Consider the following 19,526-nt stretch of genomic DNA (forward strand, 5'->3'; position numbering starts at 1 on the left):
CGAACATTTTGCAAAATTGGCTGGAATTAGCCGTTTATGCCGAGAAACCCGCCCGATTGACGCGCCCAGAGACCGGCGTAAATTCCACCTCGCGCAATAAGTTCTTCATGGGTTCCCTCCTCGACAATCCGGCCTTTGTCCATGACAATGAGACGATCTAGCGCCGCAATAGTCGAAAGCCGATGCGCAATAGCGATCACCGTCTTGCCTTCCATGAGCTGACGGAGGTTTTCCTGAATCGAAGCTTCCACCTCTGAGTCGAGCGCGGAAGTCGCCTCATCCAGAATAAGAATAGGCGCATCTTTCAGGATAGCGCGCGCGATTGCGATGCGCTGTCGCTGGCCACCTGAAAGTTTCACGCCACGTTCACCAACAAACGCGTCAAAAGACTTGCGGCCATTGAAGTCTTCAAGCTTGGCGATAAACTCATCAGCTTCCGCCTGTCGCGCTGCCTGAAGCAGTTCTTCATCACTCGCATTGTCGCGCGCCAGCATGATATTCTCGCGCAATGAGCGATGCAGGAGCGCTGTCTCCTGACTGACCACTGCAAAAGCGCGGCGCAGTGAGGCTTGCGTCACATCGCGAACATCCTGCCCATCCACAAGGATCGCACCTTTCTCGACGTCATAAAGGCGCAGGATCAGATTGACGAGCGTCGATTTACCCGCGCCCGAATGCCCTACCAGGCCAATGCGCTCACCGCCCTTAACGGTGAAATTGATACCATCAAGGACACCCGCTGCTTTGCCATAATGGAAAGTGACATTGTTAATATCGATGCGAGCTTCGGTGATCTGCAATGTTTTTGCATCGCGCTTGTCTTCAAGACCAAGAGGGGCGGAAACAAGCTTCATCGAATTCTCGATCAGTCCCAGCTGACGCAGCATTCCATTGAGCTGCATCATCAATCGACCAAGCAGCATGTTCAACCGCAGAACCAGGCCAAGCGTGAAGGACACCTGCCCGACAGTGATCGCATCGCGCGTCCACAAATCGATGGTAATCGCAGCAACGGTAACGATCATCACACCAGAAAGCGCGGTCATAGCAAGGCGCACGCCGGTCAGTGAGCGCATGAAAGGCAAGATCGCAGCGAGATACCGCATGAAGCCTTCACGCATGTAGCGTTCATCATCATCAGCGGTATTGAGCTTGATCGTCTGAATGTTGGAATAGCTGTCGACGATGCGGCCATTGATCATCGAACCGGCTTCTGCGGACGCTTCAGCGCTTTTGCGAATACGTGGCAGATAATGGCGGGCGATCAAACCAAATGCCAATATCCATAAGATAACGGCTGCCGCCAACCGCCAGTCGAGGCGACCAACCAGAAACAGCGTTGTGATGCTGTAAATCGCCATGAACCAGACGACTTGAATGAGGCTTTCGATGAGATCACCGGCAGCCTGTCCGGCCTGCCACACCTTGGTGGCAATACGACCGGCAAAATCATTCTGAAAAAAGGCATAGGATTGGCGCTGGACATAAGAATTGGCCTGCCAGCGGATCATGTTGTAGAAGCCCGGCGACAGTGTCTGACCTTCGAGCAGCGTATTTATGCCGGTCACGACAAACCGGATGACAAGGACGGTAATGCCCATGAACAACAGCTCGGGACCTGCTGCCTGAAACAGTGCAGACCAGCTACGTTCAACACCAGCCCGACCTGCCTGATCGAGAATATCGACCAGTCTGCCGGTAAAATAAAACAGTCCCGCCTCGACCAAAGGCAAAAGACCGCCAACAACCAGCGAGGCTGCAAGCGGCCATTTGGCCTGACGGGCATAATGCCAGAGAAATGCGAGCGTAGTTGAAGGCGGCCTAAGCTTGTCCGGTTCGCGGAAGGGATCAACCCAGCGCTCGAACAGGCTATAAACCGCTTTCATCAAATGCCTAATCCTTACTTTGCCATCTCTGCTTCGGCCTGTTCGTCAAATCCGAGGAAGCCGCCCGACTGTCGTGCCCATAGTCCGGCATAAATGCCGCCGAGCGCAACAAGTTCCTCATGCGTCCCATCTTCAACAATCTGGCCCTTGTCCATCACGACCAGACGATCAAGCGCCGCGATGGTCGAAAGACGGTGCGCGATCGCAATAACCGTCTTGCCTTCCATCAGCGTGTTGAGGCTGTCCTGAATGGCCGCTTCCACCTCCGAGTCGAGCGCAGAGGTTGCCTCGTCCAGAATGAGGATCGGCGCATCCTTCAACATCACACGCGCAATCGCGATACGTTGACGCTGTCCGCCGGAAAGCTTCACGCCGCGTTCACCGACATGGGCATCAAGCCCACGCCGACCTTTCGCGTCAGTCAGCAGCGGAATGAACTGATCAGCCTGTGCCAGACGGATTGCGCGCTCGACCATTTCTTCGGTGGCATCAGGTCGGCCATACATGATGTTCTCACGTACGGAACGATGAAGAAGCGATGTGTCCTGTGTGACCATGCCGATGCTTGCACGAAGCGAGTCCTGCGTGACCTTGGAAATGTCCTGGCCGTCAATCAGAATGCGGCCCTTTTCGAGATCGTAGAAGCGCAGCAGCAGATTGACCAGCGTGGATTTACCCGCACCCGAACGACCGACGAGGCCAATCTTCTGTCCAGCCTGGATGTCGAGTGACAAACCTTCAATAACGCCCTTGCCCTTGCCGTAGTGAAACCCGATCTTGTCGAAATCCAGCGCACCCTTGCTGACATGCAGCGCAGGCGCATTCGGCACGTCCACCACCTCGTGAGCACGAGCAATCGTTGTGATACCGTCTTCTACTGTTCCGATATTCTCGAACAGTGCAGACATTTCCCACATGATCCACTGCGACATGCCGTTGAGACGCAGCACAAGGCCGATACCAACAGCCACCGCACCAACGGAGATCGCTTCATTCATCCAGAGCTTGATGCCAATCGCACCCACGGCAAACAGCAAAATACAGTTAGCCATATAGAGTGTGAAATGGAACATCGTGATGAGCCGCATCTGGCGATGCACTGTACCAAGGAAGCCATCGAGGCTTTCCTTGACGTAAGACTCTTCGCGGCTTGAATGCGAGAACAGTTTGACCGTCGCAATATTGGTATAGCTGTCGACGATACGCCCGGTCATCGACGAACGCGCATCGGCCTGCTCTTCGGAAATCACACGCAGACGCGGAATGAAGAAGCGCAGCAAGATCATGTAGACGATTAGCCAGACCGCAAACGGGATCATCAGAACAATGTCTGCGGACGCTGCAATGAACAGCGTGCCCGCAAAATAGACGATGACATAGTTCAGCACGTCGAGCAGTTTCATAACCGTTTCGCGCACCGCGAGCGCGGTCTGCATCAGCTTGGTCGAGATACGCCCGGCAAACTCGTCCTGGAAGAACGACATGGACTGACGGATCAGATAGCGATGCATCAGCCAGCGCACGCGCATCGGATAGTTGCCAAGCAACGTCTGGTGAATGAGCAGCGAATGGACCAGCACCACACCAGGCAAGCCGACAAGTACAACGCCTGCGATCATCGCAAGCCGCCAGCCTTCGTTGCTCAGGAACGTTTCGCGCGACTGATGTGAAAGCCAGTCGACGATATTGCCCATGAAGGCAAAGAGCGACACTTCGATGATCGCGATCAGTGTTGTGAAAATTGCCATGCCGATAATCCATGGCCATGCGCCACGGGTATAGTAAAGGCAGAAGGCCACCAGTCCGCGCGGAGGTTCGCGTGGAGGCTCTTCGGGATAGGCTTCGAGTCGTTTTTCAAACCATCTAAACATGGCGATCCTTTTATGTGCCTCAGCAAAAATTGCCAAGGCGGAATAGGAACAAAAAGGGAATATTTTTGTGATTAGAGGACAGTTTTGCTCACCGCAGCGTTATCGCGCACGATTGATGTGTTGACGTCATGGGAACATTCGTTCTCTGTACTTGCAGCAACAGAGTTTGTGAGTTACCCGCCTCATATGGAACTGCGTATCGCTCTTTACCAGCCTGACATTCCCGGCAATACGGGAACCATCCTGCGCATGGCCGCATGCCTTGGCTTCGCGGTGGACCTGATCGAGCCTGCGGGTTTTGACGTTTCCGACAGATCGCTAAAACGCGCCGGTATGGATTATCTGGAACAGGCTGCCCTCACCCGCCATGCCGACTGGCAACATTTCAATGACTGGCGCCTGCAGGCAGGCAAACGCCTTGTGTTGCTTTCAACCAAAGCTGCAGTTGGCTATACGGATTATCAGTTTCAGAAAAATGACATCCTGCTCTTTGGGCGTGAATCTGCCGGTGTACCGGACAGCATTCAGGATCTCGCTGATGCACGGCTGATTATACCCATGGTACCGGGCGCACGATCCCTAAATCTTGCGGTTTCCGTAGCGCTAACCGCAGGCGAAGCTATGCGCCAGCAAAAACTGGAACTCGATTCCGTTTCAAACGCTTAGACGGGCAAGCGGAATCAGTTCCCGAAGCATGTTCAATAAGCTTTGCACAATGCCGGTTGTGCCGGGCGCCCCTTCTTTAATCTCCGGTCTGAAAGGCTATCATTCGATGCAGTCATCGCTCCGCAATCTCACCTTTGCTGCGTCCGCGCTGTCTATGCTCGCAGCAGCACCTGCATTCGCTCAAGGTGCCGAAACCATTTCGCCAAAGGTCATGGTCATCACCATGTTTGGCGAAGAAGCCAAGCCATGGCTGGAAGGCGAGAAGTTCACGCAGAAGCTGAAACTGCCGGGCCTGAGCCCTGAATATCCTGAGGTCGATTGCACAGCCGAAGGCCTCTGCCATATGACGACGGCCATGGGCTTCGCCAATGCAGCAAGCGCGGTCACCGCAATGGCGCTCAGCGACAAGCTTGATCTCACGCACACCTATTTCCTCATCGCAGGCATTGCAGGCGTTGATCCAAAGCACGGCACACTGGGTTCCGCGCATTGGGCGAAATACGCAGTTGATGCCAACCTCAACCATCGCATTGATATTCGCGAAGCGCCTGAAGGCTGGCCGACTGACTTCTTCGGCCTTGGCGCTGAAAAGCCGGGCGAAAAGCCAAAATGGGCCGCAGGCACGGAAGTCTTCGAACTCAACGGCAAACTTGCCGACTACGCATTGGCAAAGACCAAGGGCGTCGAGCTTCTCGACGGCGACGATGCCAAGGAATATCGCAAGCACTATACGGAAAAAGCTGCGACCAGCGCACCAATGGTCACGATCTGCGATACAGCATCGGGCGATACTTACTGGCACGGCACCAAGCTGGGCGAAGCCATGGAACAGTGGTCGAAGCTTTTGACCGACGGCAAGGCCGAATACTGCACGTCTCAAATGGAAGACAATGCGACACTCACTTCGCTCAAGCGTGCTGCAGACGCAGGCAAGCTAGATTACGACCGTATTGCGCTATTGCGCACTGCCTCTAACTTTGACCGTCAGGGCAAAGACCAGACTGCGGCGCAATCGCTTGCAGCAAAGTCGGGCGGCTTCCCGCTGGCCACAACCAATGCCTATCGCGTTGGCAAAGTCTACGCCGACAGCATCATCAAGGATTGGAAGTCGTGGGAGCAAGCTCCTCAGACGGAAGTAAAATAAAGTCGTAATGCTATAACGACTCAAAAACGAAACCGCCCTTCGGCAATGCCGGAGGGCGGTTTCTACAAATGGCTAATCTGAATCTCGTTTCAACGACTTAAGTCCGCGCTTTGAATCAGATCGCGAAGCTAATCCGATGTCGGCAAACGGCGCATCGTAAATTCGATGACATCGTCGGGACGTTCGCACCAGCTTTCTATTTCTGTCCAGTATGCAGCTTTGGGAAATGTCTCAAACCATTCACGCGCCTTTTCACGCGCAGCCTGTCGCGGCAATGCAAATGTTTCCCGGATGAAACCATCGCGCGGAAGCCGGCTCTTGTTCGCGCGGCCTTTTTCAAGCTGCTTGCGCAGTCCTTCAAGCGGTGGTCGGGGCGGTGATGCGGTCATGCAGGAGCCTCCCGAAACAAGGAATATCCAATCCCTAGGTAGCATAAGATAGGGAAGCAACGACTTGATGACGAGTCTTTTCTTGGGGAGAGGAAATCATGCGCGCGACGTGCAACGTCTTCGTGCTTTGCCAGACTGCAGGACTTTGCTAAGTCAGAAACATAGAAGTTTGAATTTTCGCGACTTCTCCAGTCGCACGGTACATTGCGTGAGAGGATACAAAAATGCAGCGCGACGAAATTCCGGCAATCATCCCGCAAGATATCGAAGAAAAAAAGCAAGCCGCCCGGGACTGGTTTGAAGAGCTGCGCGATCGTATCTGTGCAAGCTTCGAGCAACTCGAAGACGACTTGCAGGGACAGCTTTCCGATCAGGAGCCGGGCCGCTTTGTTCGCACACCCTGGCAGAAGGATGATGGCAATGGTGGTGGCGGCGTCATGTCCATCATGCATGGTCGTGTCTTTGAAAAAGTCGGCGTGCATGTCTCCACTGTTCATGGCGAGTTCTCGCCAGAGTTTCGCAAGCAGATACCTGGCGCCGAAGAAGACCCACGCTATTGGGCCAGTGGAATTTCGCTGATCGCGCATCCACAAAATCCCAATGTTCCGGCAGTCCACATGAACACGCGCATGGTCGTTACCACGCGCCAGTGGTTCGGCGGTGGTGCAGACCTGACGCCGGTGCTCGACCGTCGTCGCACGCAGGAAGACCCGGATACACTCGCTTTCCATAAAGCATTCCGCTTCATCTGCGAAAAGCACAAAGACATCGTCGATTACCAGCGAGTCAAAGAATGGTGCGACGAATATTTCTTCCTGCCTCACCGTGACGAGGCACGCGGCATTGGCGGTATCTTCTATGACTGGCTGCATTCATCTGAAGAACAGGGCGGCTGGGACAAGGACTTCGCGTTCACACGCGACGTAGGCCGTGGTTTCTCGGTCGTCTATCCGCATCTGGTTCGCCAGAACTTCAACAAGGACTGGACACCTGAAGATCGCGAAGAGCAACTCATCCGCCGCGGGCGCTATGTGGAATTCAACCTGCTCTATGATCGTGGCACGATCTTCGGTCTCAAGACCGGCGGCAATGTGAATTCCATTCTGTCGTCCATGCCGCCTGTGGTGAAATGGCCGTAACAGGTTCTGGGAATTTAAAAAGGGCGGGAATTTCCCGCCCTTTCTTTATGCGTCGAATGCTGCGTGATAGCTCACGTTGCCTCGTGGTATTTCCCCCTCGATAACGAGGCACTGGAAATACTCCGCTGGTACACCTTCAAGCCTGAGCCTATCATCAGCTTTGAAACCAAAACGCTGATAATAGCCGGAATCTCCGAGCAAGACACAGCCCTTGGCTCCTGCCTCCTTCAGTCGCAAAAGACCTTCTCGAATGAGTGCGCTACCAATCCCTTCACCTTGCCTGCCCGGCTGGACCGAGACGGGGCCAAGCCCGTACCAGCCACAATCGGCACCATCGATGAGTACGGGCGAAAAAGCCACGTGACCGAGAAGAAAGCCTTCCTCCTCTGCTACCAGTGACAAGATCAGCGCCGATGCCGAACGAAGCGCATCAATAATGGCCGCCTCTTTCTGGTTACTATACGGCACCGAACGAAACGCCTCTTCAGTCAGGCGACGGATTGCAGCCGTGTCCTCTGGTTGCTCCTTGCGGATAAGCATCATGCTCTCCTTCATCGATTATTGGCTTGTGCGCGGACGTTGATGCGTCCTTTGAGCGAAATGCGATACGCGTCGCCAGCCCGAGATTCGATCAGCCGCTTCCGTCGCAATTGCTGGAAAACAACCATTGTACAATCGGAAAGTAGATAACCTTCGCGGGTATAACATTCGATTTCGCAGATACGTCGGTCTTCGCGCAAATGGCGGATGTAACCGCCCTGCGCCAGCACGTGTAGCACGCGCTGTTCAATGCGTGAGATATTCATTGTCGTTAATGCCTGGATGGAAACCATGACAAGCACCGGCCTGCGTGGACAAACAAAGATTTGCCCACGGCCAATGCCATTTCCGTCCCTGAACATCTGCGTGGATTAAAACGCGCAGTTATTCGGAACGATCAGAGGCTTCCGACAATCTCCAGCATCAACAATTCCTCTTAACGCAGACCCAGATTTAATAGTGGGGTACAAACGACAGAAGGGCTCAAGAGCCCTCCCGAAGATTATTTAAGAGTGCTGTAGCTTAAAGTCAAATCGTTCAGGCTTTTGGCTGGTTGCGGAGCTTTTCAGCCTCCGCATAAAACTTCTTTTCCCACTCATTGTGGTTGTCCAACCCCTCCTTGATGAAGGGCGTAAAGATTGCAAGATTCATCAAAGCCCAATTTACGAAGCGGGCCGGAAACTTCAGCGGCTTTACGAAATCGACAAACAACACCACACGCGTATGGTCGGTATGGTTCCATGCCTCATGTTCATAGGCATCATCGAAAATAAGAACCTTGCCTTCCTGCCAATGGCAGACCTGTTTATCGACCCGGATCGCGAGCTTATCGGCAGGCTCCGGTACAATCATGCCCATATGCAAACGCAACACGCCATTGTAAGGGCCTCGGTGCGGCGGCAGATGCTTGCCCGGTTCAAAGATCGAGAACATAGCGGTGGTCAAGCCGGGAATTTTCTGCACGGCATTCCATGTGTTGGGACAAGCGTGAACGTTCTGTTCCGACTTCACGCCAAAACCAAGCAGGAAGAACGTCTTCCAATGATTATCCGTCGAGATTGTCTTCACGTCTGAGGAAATATCCTGAAAGGATGGCAATTCACTCTGGCGCAGCAGAACCTTTTCCAGCTCCGCACGGATAGCCGGATATGCCTTCTCGACTTCTGCCACCCATGGGAAAATAGCATTGTCATATACTGGCGGATTGCCAAGCTTTGCGTATTTGAGATTAAGCCGCTCCGCCCATGCAACAATTCCCATGAAGAAACGTGTAACCGCACCCGGACGCTCCATAGGTGCGATACCGTCCGTGCCAAAATTCTGCTTGGGGTCAGTGGCCGTATTCTGCGAAGTCGAGGTATCGGAAGTGGACATTCATTGCTCTTTCAAATCAGGCGCTTAAAACCGAACTTACGATATAAACTCAGAAAATCGCGGCATGATTTTGTATAATCAACCGTCAATCGTTCATTTTATTGCGATCAAGTTTGTCCAGAAGCGCTTCATGGTCAAGACTAAAACCTGAGTCAATCCAGAGAGTTTCCAACTCGCGCAGCTTTTCGCCCAAAACGGGGCCTTTCTCGAAGCCAAGGCGAAGAAGATCGCCACCCGTAACCGGGAACACCGGCGCTTCATAGCTTTGAACAGCGTCAAGCAGGCGGGCAAAACCGCCCGCACGGATCATGGCCTCATCACTGCCGATCGCTTCATTGCGTGCTTGAGCATAGCTGAGCTGAATGCGATCCAGGACCGCCTGCTTGCTGCCACGATAAACGAGCTTTTTCAGCGCCTGTTCAGACATTTCCGGCTTGATAATTTCAGTGCGTGCCCATGCTTCGAGCCGCGCCCGTTCTGCGTTCGACATTTTCAGTCGTTTGCCCATAGCATTGACGCGTGCCGTATCGGGCGGGATTATACTTTCAAGCCGTAACAAGGCATCTATAGGCCAGCCAAGATCGCCTTCCGTGCGCACCAGGCCATGGATTGAATCGATGCCCCATTTTTCACTTTCAGGCAGAATGGCGGTGAGGACACCAGCCTGCCGCATCCACAAAAGCGCCCGCGAAGGATCGGGAGCAGCAAGGAGCTTTTTAAGTTCAGACCAGACCCGCTCGGCAGAAAGCTGATCAAGGCCATCCTTGAGACGCGCACTGGCGCGCAGACCATCGGTTTCGGGACGACCCGAACCATACCATGCAAAGAAACGGAAAAAGCGCAGGATACGTAAGTAATCTTCCCGGATGCGCGCTTCAGCATCACCAATGAAACGCAGCGTCCGCGTTTCGATATCAGCCAGCCCACCGACAAAATCGATGACCTCGCCATCAACCGTTGCATAAAGCGCGTTGATCGTAAAATCACGTCGCTCGGCGTCCGTCTTCCAGTCGGTACCGAAAGCCACTTTTGCATGGCGACCATCGGTTTCGATATCCTTACGCAGTGTTGTCACTTCAAACGGCTGTCCCTGAACGACAACCGTCACCGTGCCATGCTCAATACCAGTTGGTACGGGCTTGAAGCCTGCTTCCTGAGCAAGTCGTACAGTATCCTGCGGCAGATGCGTGGTGGCCAAGTCGATATCACTGACTTTTGTACCCAGCAGCGTGTTGCGCACAGCTCCGCCGACCACGCGCGCCTCGCCACCATCACGGTTCAATGCTGCAAAAAGCGCCTGAAGTGGCTTCGCCTTCAGCCAGTCGGCACGGCTAGAAATATTGATGGAATGAATGAGTGTCTCGCTCAAGCGTAGAGCCTTTCATAAAGTCCGCGAATGATCCCTGCGGTCGCGCCCCAGATGAATCGTTCGTGATATGGCATTGCGTAATAAAAACGTTCCTCACCGTTGAACAGTCGGCTTTCGCGCCGATGGTTGGCCGGGTTCATGAGAAATGAAAGCGGTACTTCAAAGATGTCCGCCACCTCGTCTGGATTGGGATAAACATCGAATGGCGTGTTAACGACCGCCAGAACAGGGGTGATCGAAAACCCGCTGCCGGTCAGATAGCGCGGCATATGTCCGATGATTTCTGCCCGTTCGGAGATAAGACCGATTTCCTCATTGGCCTCTCGTAGCGCTGCATTTTCAGCCGTACCGTCTTCAGGGTCGATCGCACCACCCGGAAAAGCAATCTGACCGGAATGCTTGCGCAATTTTTCAGTGCGCCGCGTCAGCAACAATGTCGATTCTGGTCCACGATCCACCACCGGCACGAGCACGGCGGCATCGCGCATTTTAGATGTGATCATGGCTTGCGTGAATTCCGGATTCAGCAAATGATCGCCAGTCAGATCATCATGATCCGGCTGCCAGTTGCGCACGCGCTCGGCAAAATCACCCGCTGAAAACGCCGGAAACAGATGAGATGCACGGTTATTCATTGCAGTGCGGCCTCCAGTGCATCGACAGGCATGATTGGAAAAACCACGCCGTTTGAACGCACCGCAAACATTGTCACGCCATCGACTTCGATCTCTTCGCCAAGCGCTACGAGATCATACATCACAGCCCGAGTCAGCAATGCTTCCAATCGACCGCGAACAAGCACATAAGGTTTGAGACCACCGCTTTCCTTTTCGAGGATAAAGCGTAGTGGATGCTCATCACCCACTTCGATCACATCTCCGACATTGGTCCGCAAAATCAGCTTCTGCCCCTCTCCCTCGCCCGAAACCTGCATTTCAACAGCGAGGAAATGTGCGTCTTCCACCCGGATTCCGACTTTTTCCACCGGCGTTACAAGATAAGTTTTTCCGTCTTCGTCCTTGCGTAAGACGGTCGAAAACAGTCGCACGAGCTGAGGGCGTCCAATGGGTGTTCCCATATAGAACCAGGTGCCATCTGCGCGAATTTCCATATCCAGATCGCCGCAAAACTCAGGGTTCCAGCGTTCCACAGGCGGAATTCCCCGTTCATTCGTCGCTGGGCCGCTATGCGCATCAGCGTGGGCGCGCGCAATCAGAGCTTCCAGTCCGCTGGTACTTGCAGCCGCCTTCATTGAACTTTGCGGCTCTTGTTTGCCGTTAGGGGTGCTTTTTGTCATCCGACTCGGTTATTCCTGCTCGAATGTGATTAAAATGCTTAGAGTCATGAAATAGTCACCGTTTCACGGCTTGTCAGCATTATAGTGCGATTTAAATTTCAGAGGCAGTCGCCTTAAGTCCGGTTCTCCGCCAAATCATAGGCGGAAATATTGCGAGGTCCCTATGAGCGTTGTTGTTACGCCCGAAGCCGCTACCCCACCAACCGCTTCCAATGAAATTATTGCCGAAGCCGAACGCGCCCTCGCTGACATCGCTCGCATCAAGGAAAATATCGGCACGGTTATCTTCGGGCAGGAAAGCGTCATCGAACGCGCACTCGTAGCCATTCTCGCGGGTGGTCATGCGCTGCTCGTTGGCGTGCCCGGCCTTGCGAAGACGAAACTTGTCGAAACTCTGGGAACTGTTCTTGGCCTGTCGGGCCAGCGTATCCAGTTCACACCAGACCTGATGCCCTCCGACATTATCGGTTCCGAAGTGATGGAGCAGGACCCAGACGGTCGCCGTTCCTTCCGTTATCTCAAGGGGCCGATCTTCACCCAGCTTCTGATGGCTGACGAAATCAACCGTGCCTCGCCGCGCACCCAGTCCGCCCTTTTGCAGGCCATGCAGGAATATCACGTGACCGTTGCCGGTCAGCGTTATGACCTGCCAGCCCCGTTCCACGTGCTTGCCACGCAGAACCCTCTGGAGCAGGAAGGCACCTATCCTCTGCCTGAAGCGCAGCTTGATCGCTTTCTGATGCAAATCGATATTCTCTATCCTGAACTGGACGCGGAACGTCGCATCCTGCTTGAAACCACAGGCGTAACCGAGGCGAAGGCTTATTCAATTCTTGATGCGGATCGTCTACGTCAGATGCAGGCGCTTGTGCGTCGCATGCCGGTTTCCGAAAGCGTCGTCGATGCGATCCTGAAACTCGTACGCTCAGCACGGCCCGATGCTGACAATGACCATGCAAGAAAGCACATTGCATGGGGACCGGGACCACGCGCCAGCCAGGCACTGATGCTCTGCGCCCGTGCACGTGCACTTTACGAGGGTCGTCTCGCGCCATCCATCGATGATGTGAAAGCATTGGCCGAGCCCGTTCTTCAGCATCGAATGGCACTCAATTTTGCTGCCCGAGCTGATGGCATGCATGTTCGCGATGTCATTGCCAATCTGGTGAAGGTTGCTGCCTAATGGTGATCGGCGCGGAAGTTTCATCGTCAGATCGCAAGGATACGCTGGCTCGTGCACGTGCGCGGGCATCCAGTATTCCTGATCTGCTGGTTGAAGCGCAGCGTGTCGTCAACACTGTGATGAACGGCTGGCATGGCCGCCGCAAGCGCGGTCCCGGCGAAAACTTCTGGCAGTTCCGACCTTATGTTCAGGGCGAATCTCTCGCGCACATCGACTGGCGACGTTCAGCGCGAGACGATCATACCTATGTGCGTGACCGCGAATGGGAGTCGGCGCATACCGTCTGGCTGTGGTGCGATTTCTCACCTTCCATGCTTTATCGCTCGCAGCTCTCGCCTGTTTCAAAAGAAGCGCGTTCGCTTGTACTCACCTTGGCTCTGGCAGAACTACTTTCCCGCTCCGGCGAACGCATCGCGTTTCCATCCTTGTTGCAACCCTTTTCTGCGCGCAATGGCGCGGAACGTCTGGCGGGCGCCCTGATGCATGATAGTTTCGCTCGACCTTTACCCGACATTGATCAGATACGCCGCTTTTCCGAAGTGGTTCTCATTTCCGATTTCCTGCACCCATTGGATGAGTTGACGGAATTGCTCGATAATTTGGCGCGCCGTGGCGTGCGCGCGCATTTGGTGGAAGTTGCAGACCCCGCAGAGGAAACTTTCCCTTATTCCGGTCGCACCGAGTTTCGCGATCCTGAAACGGGTACCACTCTGGTCGCAGGCCGCGCCGAAACCTATGCTGAAGACTATCGTCGCCTTTATACAGCCCGTCGGGATACGCTGGCAGATTTTTGCAGACGTCTTGGTTGGAGCTTTACAGTGCATCGTACCGACACACCCGCCACACAGGCACTGTCGAGACTGCATGATGCTCTAAGCGCGTCCTCACAAGGCCCCTCTTGGGGAGGCTCGCGCAAATGAATTTTCTTCCGCTCGCATTCGGATCGCCGTTAATTCTGGCTGGCCTTATCGCACTGCCGGTTATCTGGTGGTTGCTGCGCATGACGCCACCACGCCCACAGGAAGAAACATTCCCGCCGCTACGAATTCTTGCACAGGTCTTCAAACGCGAAGAAGTGCCGTCCAAAAGCCCATGGTGGATGACACTTCTGCGTCTTCTGATCGCAGCAACAGTTATTCTCGCCCTTGCTTCGCCGGTCTGGAACCCGCGCCCTATCGCGCTTTCCGGCAAAGAACCGCTGGCAATCGTTATTGATAATGGTTGGGCATCAGCCGAAGAATGGACACAGCGTGTAACAGCTGCGGAAAAGCTGATTGCAGATGCCGGGACCACCAATACGCAAATTTATGTGCTTGGAACCGCAGAACCTGCAAATGCTGAGATCGGCCCTTATGACGGCAATCGCGCGACCGAGCGCCTGCAAGCCTTGCAGCCGCGCCCCATCCCCGTTGATCGTAAAGCCACACTGGACCGCCTTGCGTTGACTGTGCCACAGGGAGAGAAAATCCGCCTGGCTTTCATGAATGATGGCTTGGCGCAGGCCACCGATAAAGACGCTTTCACAAAGCTCGATCAGAATGATCGCCTCGCTTCTGTCCTTTGGTATGCCGCTGATCTGAATCACGTTTTTGCATTGACCGGCATTGAGAATAAGGCCGACAGTCTTGAAGCCATAGCCATTCGTCCCGACGGCATAGCCATACCTCGCACGCTCACGGCTTCAGCTTACGACGACAAAGGCCGACGTATCGCGGAAGCCCCGTTATCCTTCGCGGTGGGTAGCAAGGCGGGCACCGCCCACTTTAGCCTGCCGGTGGAACTGCGCAACGATTTCCGCTTGATCCGTGTCGATGGAGTTCAACAGGCAGCTGCCGTGCGCCTGATTGATGCCGGTTCAGAACGCCGAACCATTGGCCTTCTGGCCAGCGGTGATGGGGATCTCGCGCAACCGCTACTGTCTCCGCTTCATTATATTTCGCGTGCGCTGTCACCCTTTGCTAATCTGATCGAACCGCGTTCCGCGGATCTGATGAAGACGATACCGGAATTGCTGGATGCCAAGCCGTCCATTCTGATCATGGCCGACATCGGCACTTTGCCTAAGCCCGTTGAAGAACAGCTTGCAAACTGGATCGAGGATGGTGGTACGCTGGTCCGCTTTGCCGGACCTCGCTTGGCAGGTGCCAGCGAAAATGATCCGCTACTGCCTGTCCGTCTTCGCAAGGGAGAACGCGCACTCGGTGGTACCTTGTCATGGTCAGAGCCTCAGAAACTACGTTCATTTTCCGAGAAAGGCCCCTTTTCTGGCCTTTCTGTTCCTGATGATGTGACGGTCAACCGGCAGGTTCTCGCTGAACCGTCTTTCGATCTCAACGACAAGGCCTATGCGACGCTGGCAGACGGAACACCACTTGTTACCGGCGAGAGTCGCGGTCGCGGCAATGTCGTGCTCTTCCACATTTCACCTGATGCAACATGGTCGAGCCTGCCGATTTCCGGGTCGTTTGTCGATATGTTGCGCCGCATCGTAACGCTGTCGCAGCGCATGGGCTCACAAGATAATCAGCAATCCATTTCGCTGCCACCGTTCCAACTCCTTTCGGCGTCTGGTGAACTGGCCCCTCCATCATCGGAAGCAAAACCCTTGATTGTGGAAAAAGACAAACTGCCCGATGTGAGTATCAACACGCCGCCCGGTTTTTACGGCAATGAAGACGGTCTGAAAGCATTGAATATCTTCGAGGGTAATGACATCAAGCTTCAGCCAATCAGCCAACCTGCACTTTCTGTCGGTATAACCCCGACATCTTACAGTGCTGATCAATCGATTTCGCTGCGCGGCCCATTTTTCGCGGCAGCCGCCATGCTGCTGGCTCTTGACACATTGCTGATGCTTTGGCTGCGTGGTGCATTCCGCCGCCGTATGAAAATTCGTTCGAAAGTTGCAGGTATCGCTATATTGATTGCAGCAACCTCGGCCATCAGTCTGATCCCCGCAGCGACCCCTTCAGCGCGCGCGCAAGAGCCGCAAACGCATGACGACAGCAAGCCGGGCGATGAGGCAATTATCAACTCTGTCTCGAAAACACATCTGGCCTATATCATCACTGGTAATGCCGCGACCGATGATATTAGCAAAGCCGGCCTGCGCGGTTTAAGCTTTGCTCTGTTGGACAAGACAGCACTGGAACCAGGTGATCCGATAGGTGTCGATCCTGCCAAGGACGAACTCGCATTCTATCCTCTGATCTATTGGCCGATTGATCCCGATGCCCAAATGCCAAGTCCCGAGGCCATCGCCAAGGTAGACGCCTATATGCAGCAGGGTGGCACGGTTTTGTTCGATACGCGTGACCAGTTGCAGGCAGGCGCTAGTCTTGATCCGGCTGCGTCACCAGCCAACCAACGCTTACGCGCCATTCTCAACGGTATGAATGTTCCAGCACTTGAGCCTGTACCAGACGATCATGTGCTAACCAAATCCTTCTTTATCATGCCGGATTTTCCCGGTCGCTATGAAGGCAGCCCGCTTTGGGTAGAGGCAACCGCGCCCACCAATGCAGCACAGGACAGGCCTGTGCGCACAGGCGACGGTGTTTCACCGATCATGATCACTGCTAATGATTTTGCAGGTGCATGGGCAGTGGACGAACAAGGCAACCCGATGTTGCCGACAGTACCGAATGATCCAATGCAGCGCATTTATGCGATCCGTGGCGGCGTGAATATTGTCATGTATATGCTCACCGGCAATTACAAATCCGATCAGGTCCATGTTCCGGCCCTGCTTGAGCGGCTTGGTAATTAGGGTGATGAACATGAATATCGATTTCGAACCGTTCCTCTCCCTGCCATGGCTCATTGGCATTCTGGTCCCACTAGCATTGCTCATACTGGCAACGATTGTCTTTCGCATGCGCGGTGGGTTCATCCGTTTGCTTGCAGCCGCAGCCCTAGCGCTGGCACTGCTCAATCCGGTGATCATCAGTGAAGAACGTGAGTCGCTTAAAAGCGTCGTCGCCCTTGTTGTTGATCGCAGCCAGAGCCAGGAACTGGGCAACCGTCGGGCTGATACAGATGCGGCTCTTAAGGCCGTGCAGGACCAGCTTGCAACCATGCCGCAGTTTGAAACGCGCGTGGTTGAAGCAGCACAGCCGGGCGAGAACGAAGACGGTTATGCGACCCGTTTGTTCGGCCCACTCGCCCGCACGTTGCTGGATGTGCCACCGTCACGCGTGGCTGGCGCAATCATGATCACCGATGGTCAGGTGCACGACATTCCGGCCAACAAAAATGCCCTTGGCTTCGATGCACCCGTTCATGCGTTGGTTACGGGCAAACCGGACGAATTTGACCGCCGCATTCGCTTCAACAAAGCTCCGCGCTATGGCATCAGCGGCAAGCCCATGGAAATGTCTTTCACCGTCATCGATGAAGGCAAGAGCCTTGGAAGCTCTGCTCCTGTGGAAATTCGCGTCAACGGAGAAGCCGTTAGTGAAGAGCAGGCACAGGTCGGTCAGGAGACCCCTGTCACCATCGAACTGCCGCGCGCAGGCGTCAACATTGTTGAGATTGTCACTCCAACCCTTCCCGGCGAAGTGACGGATGCCAACAATCGTGCGGTCGCCACAGTCGACGGCATTCGCGAGAACCTGCGTGTGTTGCTCGTATCGGGTGAACCGCACAATGGTGAGCGCACATGGCGCAATCTCCTGAAATCTGACGCAGCAGTAGACCTCGTCCACTTCACCATTTTGCGCCCACCTGAAAAGCAGGACGGGACACCGATAAACGAGCTTTCTCTGATCGCCTTCCCAACGCGCGAGCTTTTCGTCGACAAGGTCAATGAGTTCGATCTCATCATTCTTGATCGCTATCAGCATCGTGATGTGTTGCCGCTGCTTTACTATGATTATATCGCGCAATATGTGGAAAATGGCGGCGCTTTGCTGGTCGCCGCTGGTCCCGAATATGCGGGCGACATGTCGATTGCGCGCACACCGCTTTATAGCGCTCTACCCGCGATGCCGACCGGCACTCTCACGGAAAAGGCCTTTTATCCGCGCCTGACCGATCTTGGCAAACGCCATCCCGTCACGCGTGGTCTTGATGGTAGTGACCAGGAGCCGCCACATTGGAGCCGCTGGTTCCGTACCATCGATATTGGCCAACCGCGCGGTGAAACCGTCATGAGTGGGGCCGACGGCAAGCCGCTTCTAGTACTCGACCGTGTTGGCAAGGGCCGCGTCGGCATGTTCCTGTCTGATCAGGGTTGGCTCTGGGCGCGTGGATTTGAAGGTGGCGGCCCTTATGCCGCACTCTATCGCCGTATCGCCCACTGGCTGATGCAGGAACCGGAACTTGAAGAAGAAGCCCTGACCGCTGGCGGCAATGGTCGCACGCTGACCATTCATCGTCAGACGATGGGCGACAATCCCGGCACAGCTTCAGTCACCACGCCTTCCGGCAAAGAACTGCAAGTCAATCTCACACAAAACAAACCGGGCCTGTTTGATGCTACGTTGCAGACCGACGAAATCGGTATCTTCCGCATTAAAAACGGCGACTATGAAACGCTTGCCCACGTGGGGCCGGTCGACGCGCCTGAATTTTTGGACAGCATCTCCACACCAGATCATTTGAAGCCACTTGCCGATGCGACCGGCGGATCGGTTCATCGCGTGCATGCAAGTGCCAACAGCTCGATTCAGGTACCCGCTATCACGGCTGTCGGCGCTGGTCGCTCTGCAAGCGGCAACGACTGGATCGGTCTGCGTGAGACATCGGACACCCAGCTAAAGAGCGTAAATCGCCTGCCATTGTTCTCTGGCCTGGCGGCTCTCGCCGCACTGCTCTTCATATTCGGTAGCATGTGGTATCGCGAAGGGCGTTAAACCGTCTTCGCGAACACCGCGCTATGCTCTATTGGCGTGGCGCACGATGCCGCTGACGCCAGTCAGCGCACCGGGAGCAAGCTCACAAGCGAGCATCCGCCGAGGATCGACTGGCGCAGGCATAATCATCGAATCCGGCTGCACCATATTAAATCCGAACGGCCCATAATAAGGCTGGTCCCCGACAAGAATGACCAGTTGATGACCCGCATTCTTGGCTGCTTCCAGTGACATCCGCATCAGAGTGCCACCGATGCCGCGCTTTTTCCAATCTGGCCGTACGGCAAGAGGTCCCAGCAGCAAGGCTGGCGTCTTACCAACGACAACCGGCGTCATACGCAGCGACCCGATCACGATACCGCCCATCAGCGCAACAAAAGACAGGTTGTGGTCGTGGGGACCGCCTTCCCGAATAAAATGCGCTGCACGGGTGAAACGACCGGGGCCGAATGCTTCTGCATTCATGTCTTCGATCTCGATGTCGTGCGCAGGATCTTCCTGCGCGTAGGTCAGTTCAAGCTGCTGCATGGGTAAAATTGCCTAAGGAGAAGTCGACGGCCAAATGAAGCCAATGGAATGCATTCTGCGCGCGTTGAGCACAGTTCTAATTTCATCGTCGGATGAAACGCATTCCGGTCATAGTTCTCTCCTTCGCGGCGGGAAAATGGATGATGCCGCAATTTGACAGTTGCCTAGCACCAAATTGGTTAGAGGTAAAACAATTTCTTTCAAAATGGAGGCTCCGACTTACCTTTTTGGCACCGTTACGCACTGTTCACGGCTTGAGAGGCTGTCAAATGGCAGTTTTCCCAC

Annotated in this window: 17 protein-coding genes; 7 read left to right on the forward strand and 10 right to left on the reverse strand. The window is 54.6% G+C overall.

Annotated features, from left to right (window positions below; all coding sequences use genetic code 11):
• Nucleotides 1–26: 26 nt before the first annotated feature.
• Both CES85_RS17640 and CES85_RS17645 read right to left on the reverse strand, forming a co-directional pair.
• Nucleotides 27–1,886: an ABC transporter ATP-binding protein gene (locus CES85_RS17640; protein ID WP_095447110.1), complete on the reverse strand. Its 1,860-nt coding sequence runs from the start codon at nucleotides 1,884–1,886 to the stop codon at nucleotides 27–29.
• A gap of 14 nt (nucleotides 1,887–1,900) precedes the next feature.
• Complete coding sequence (locus CES85_RS17645) at nucleotides 1,901–3,757, reverse strand: ABC transporter ATP-binding protein (protein WP_095447111.1); 1,857 nt, start codon at nucleotides 3,755–3,757, stop codon at nucleotides 1,901–1,903.
• Between the two features lie 186 nt (nucleotides 3,758–3,943).
• On the opposite strand from CES85_RS17645, the gene CES85_RS17650 reads away from it, so the two are divergent.
• Nucleotides 3,944–4,423 (forward strand): tRNA (cytidine(34)-2'-O)-methyltransferase, encoded by a 480-nt coding sequence (locus CES85_RS17650; protein WP_095447943.1) that lies wholly within the window; start codon nucleotides 3,944–3,946, stop codon nucleotides 4,421–4,423.
• Between the two features lie 106 nt (nucleotides 4,424–4,529).
• The gene (locus CES85_RS17655; RefSeq protein WP_095447944.1) at nucleotides 4,530–5,567 is read left to right on the forward strand and encodes a purine-nucleoside phosphorylase; all 1,038 of its coding nucleotides are present in this window, start codon (nucleotides 4,530–4,532) and stop codon (nucleotides 5,565–5,567) included.
• A gap of 128 nt (nucleotides 5,568–5,695) precedes the next feature.
• On the opposite strand, the gene CES85_RS17660 is transcribed toward CES85_RS17655, so the two are convergent.
• The gene (locus tag CES85_RS17660; protein WP_095447112.1) at nucleotides 5,696–5,956 is read right to left on the reverse strand and encodes a hypothetical protein; all 261 of its coding nucleotides are present in this window, start codon (nucleotides 5,954–5,956) and stop codon (nucleotides 5,696–5,698) included.
• A 224-nt stretch (nucleotides 5,957–6,180) separates the two neighbouring features.
• Here CES85_RS17660 and hemF point away from each other — a divergent pair, with 224 nt between their 5' ends.
• Nucleotides 6,181–7,095: an oxygen-dependent coproporphyrinogen oxidase gene (hemF, locus tag CES85_RS17665; RefSeq protein WP_095447113.1), complete on the forward strand. Its 915-nt coding sequence runs from the start codon at nucleotides 6,181–6,183 to the stop codon at nucleotides 7,093–7,095.
• A 45-nt stretch (nucleotides 7,096–7,140) separates the two neighbouring features.
• Here hemF and CES85_RS17670 read toward each other — a convergent pair whose 3' ends face one another.
• The 6 genes from CES85_RS17670 to CES85_RS17695 all read right to left on the reverse strand — a co-directional run bounded on the left by CES85_RS17670 (nucleotide 7,141) and on the right by CES85_RS17695 (nucleotide 11,675).
• Complete coding sequence (locus CES85_RS17670; RefSeq protein WP_095447114.1) at nucleotides 7,141–7,635, reverse strand: GNAT family N-acetyltransferase; 495 nt, start codon at nucleotides 7,633–7,635, stop codon at nucleotides 7,141–7,143.
• A gap of 11 nt (nucleotides 7,636–7,646) precedes the next feature.
• Nucleotides 7,647–7,901 (reverse strand): YjhX family toxin, encoded by a 255-nt coding sequence (locus CES85_RS17675; RefSeq protein ID WP_095447945.1) that lies wholly within the window; start codon nucleotides 7,899–7,901, stop codon nucleotides 7,647–7,649.
• A 271-nt stretch (nucleotides 7,902–8,172) separates the two neighbouring features.
• Nucleotides 8,173–9,009: an ornithine lipid ester-linked acyl 2-hydroxylase OlsC gene (gene olsC, locus CES85_RS17680; protein ID WP_095447115.1), complete on the reverse strand. Its 837-nt coding sequence runs from the start codon at nucleotides 9,007–9,009 to the stop codon at nucleotides 8,173–8,175.
• 85 nt (nucleotides 9,010–9,094) lie between these two features.
• Nucleotides 9,095–10,363, reverse strand: coding sequence for a CCA tRNA nucleotidyltransferase (locus CES85_RS17685; protein WP_404901451.1), 1,269 nt, complete (start codon nucleotides 10,361–10,363; stop codon nucleotides 9,095–9,097).
• An 11-nt stretch (nucleotides 10,364–10,374) separates the two neighbouring features.
• Nucleotides 10,375–11,013 (reverse strand): CoA pyrophosphatase, encoded by a 639-nt coding sequence (locus CES85_RS17690; protein ID WP_095447116.1) that lies wholly within the window; start codon nucleotides 11,011–11,013, stop codon nucleotides 10,375–10,377.
• Entirely contained in the window at nucleotides 11,010–11,675 is a 666-nt protein-coding gene (locus CES85_RS17695) for a DUF1285 domain-containing protein (RefSeq protein ID WP_095447117.1), read from the reverse strand. The genes CES85_RS17690 and CES85_RS17695 overlap by 4 nt, the downstream gene beginning before the upstream one ends.
• Before the next feature lie 163 nt (nucleotides 11,676–11,838).
• Here CES85_RS17695 and CES85_RS17700 point away from each other — a divergent pair, with 163 nt between their 5' ends.
• From CES85_RS17700 to CES85_RS17715, 4 genes are read left to right on the forward strand one after another with little or no spacing between them, the layout of a single operon-like run.
• Nucleotides 11,839–12,858 carry an AAA family ATPase gene (locus CES85_RS17700; RefSeq protein WP_095447118.1) on the forward strand — a complete coding sequence of 340 codons (1,020 nt, stop codon included), beginning with the start codon at nucleotides 11,839–11,841 and terminating at the stop codon, nucleotides 12,856–12,858.
• Nucleotides 12,858–13,778, forward strand: coding sequence for a DUF58 domain-containing protein (locus tag CES85_RS17705; RefSeq protein WP_095447119.1), 921 nt, complete (start codon nucleotides 12,858–12,860; stop codon nucleotides 13,776–13,778). The genes CES85_RS17700 and CES85_RS17705 overlap by 1 nt, the downstream gene beginning before the upstream one ends.
• Nucleotides 13,775–16,627: a DUF4159 domain-containing protein gene (locus CES85_RS17710; protein WP_095447120.1), complete on the forward strand. Its 2,853-nt coding sequence runs from the start codon at nucleotides 13,775–13,777 to the stop codon at nucleotides 16,625–16,627. Before CES85_RS17705 ends, CES85_RS17710 begins: the two co-directional genes overlap by 4 nt.
• A 10-nt stretch (nucleotides 16,628–16,637) precedes the next feature.
• Nucleotides 16,638–18,713, forward strand: a complete 2,076-nt coding sequence (locus tag CES85_RS17715; protein WP_095447947.1) for a hypothetical protein — start codon at nucleotides 16,638–16,640, stop codon at nucleotides 18,711–18,713.
• 21 nt (nucleotides 18,714–18,734) lie between these two features.
• Here the strand turns inward: CES85_RS17715 and CES85_RS17720 are convergent, their stop codons facing one another.
• The gene (locus tag CES85_RS17720; protein ID WP_095447121.1) at nucleotides 18,735–19,241 is read right to left on the reverse strand and encodes a GNAT family N-acetyltransferase; all 507 of its coding nucleotides are present in this window, start codon (nucleotides 19,239–19,241) and stop codon (nucleotides 18,735–18,737) included.
• Nucleotides 19,242–19,526: the final 285 nt, after the last annotated feature.

Origin of the sequence: Ochrobactrum quorumnocens (assembly GCF_002278035.1) — a bacterium.
GTDB lineage: Bacteria > Pseudomonadota > Alphaproteobacteria > Rhizobiales > Rhizobiaceae > Brucella > Brucella quorumnocens.

Bases quoted from the DNA above. Each gene is read 5' to 3' on its own strand.
- CES85_RS17640 (WP_095447110.1), bottom strand. From the start codon at position 1,886: ATGAAAGCGGTTTATAGCCTGTTCGAGCGCTGGGTTGATCCCTTCCGC.
- CES85_RS17645 (WP_095447111.1), bottom strand. From the start codon at position 3,757: ATGTTTAGATGGTTTGAAAAACGACTCGAAGCCTATCCCGAAGAGCCT.
- CES85_RS17650 (WP_095447943.1), top strand. From the start codon at position 3,944: ATGGAACTGCGTATCGCTCTTTACCAGCCTGACATTCCCGGCAATACG.
- CES85_RS17655 (WP_095447944.1), top strand. From the start codon at position 4,530: ATGCAGTCATCGCTCCGCAATCTCACCTTTGCTGCGTCCGCGCTGTCT.
- CES85_RS17660 (WP_095447112.1), bottom strand. From the start codon at position 5,956: ATGACCGCATCACCGCCCCGACCACCGCTTGAAGGACTGCGCAAGCAG.
- hemF (WP_095447113.1), top strand. From the start codon at position 6,181: ATGCAGCGCGACGAAATTCCGGCAATCATCCCGCAAGATATCGAAGAA.
- CES85_RS17670 (WP_095447114.1), bottom strand. From the start codon at position 7,635: ATGCTTATCCGCAAGGAGCAACCAGAGGACACGGCTGCAATCCGTCGC.
- CES85_RS17675 (WP_095447945.1), bottom strand. From the start codon at position 7,901: ATGAATATCTCACGCATTGAACAGCGCGTGCTACACGTGCTGGCGCAG.
- olsC (WP_095447115.1), bottom strand. From the start codon at position 9,009: ATGTCCACTTCCGATACCTCGACTTCGCAGAATACGGCCACTGACCCC.
- CES85_RS17690 (WP_095447116.1), bottom strand. From the start codon at position 11,013: ATGAATAACCGTGCATCTCATCTGTTTCCGGCGTTTTCAGCGGGTGAT.
- CES85_RS17695 (WP_095447117.1), bottom strand. From the start codon at position 11,675: ATGACAAAAAGCACCCCTAACGGCAAACAAGAGCCGCAAAGTTCAATG.
- CES85_RS17700 (WP_095447118.1), top strand. From the start codon at position 11,839: ATGAGCGTTGTTGTTACGCCCGAAGCCGCTACCCCACCAACCGCTTCC.
- CES85_RS17705 (WP_095447119.1), top strand. From the start codon at position 12,858: ATGGTGATCGGCGCGGAAGTTTCATCGTCAGATCGCAAGGATACGCTG.
- CES85_RS17710 (WP_095447120.1), top strand. From the start codon at position 13,775: ATGAATTTTCTTCCGCTCGCATTCGGATCGCCGTTAATTCTGGCTGGC.
- CES85_RS17715 (WP_095447947.1), top strand. From the start codon at position 16,638: ATGAATATCGATTTCGAACCGTTCCTCTCCCTGCCATGGCTCATTGGC.
- CES85_RS17720 (WP_095447121.1), bottom strand. From the start codon at position 19,241: ATGCAGCAGCTTGAACTGACCTACGCGCAGGAAGATCCTGCGCACGAC.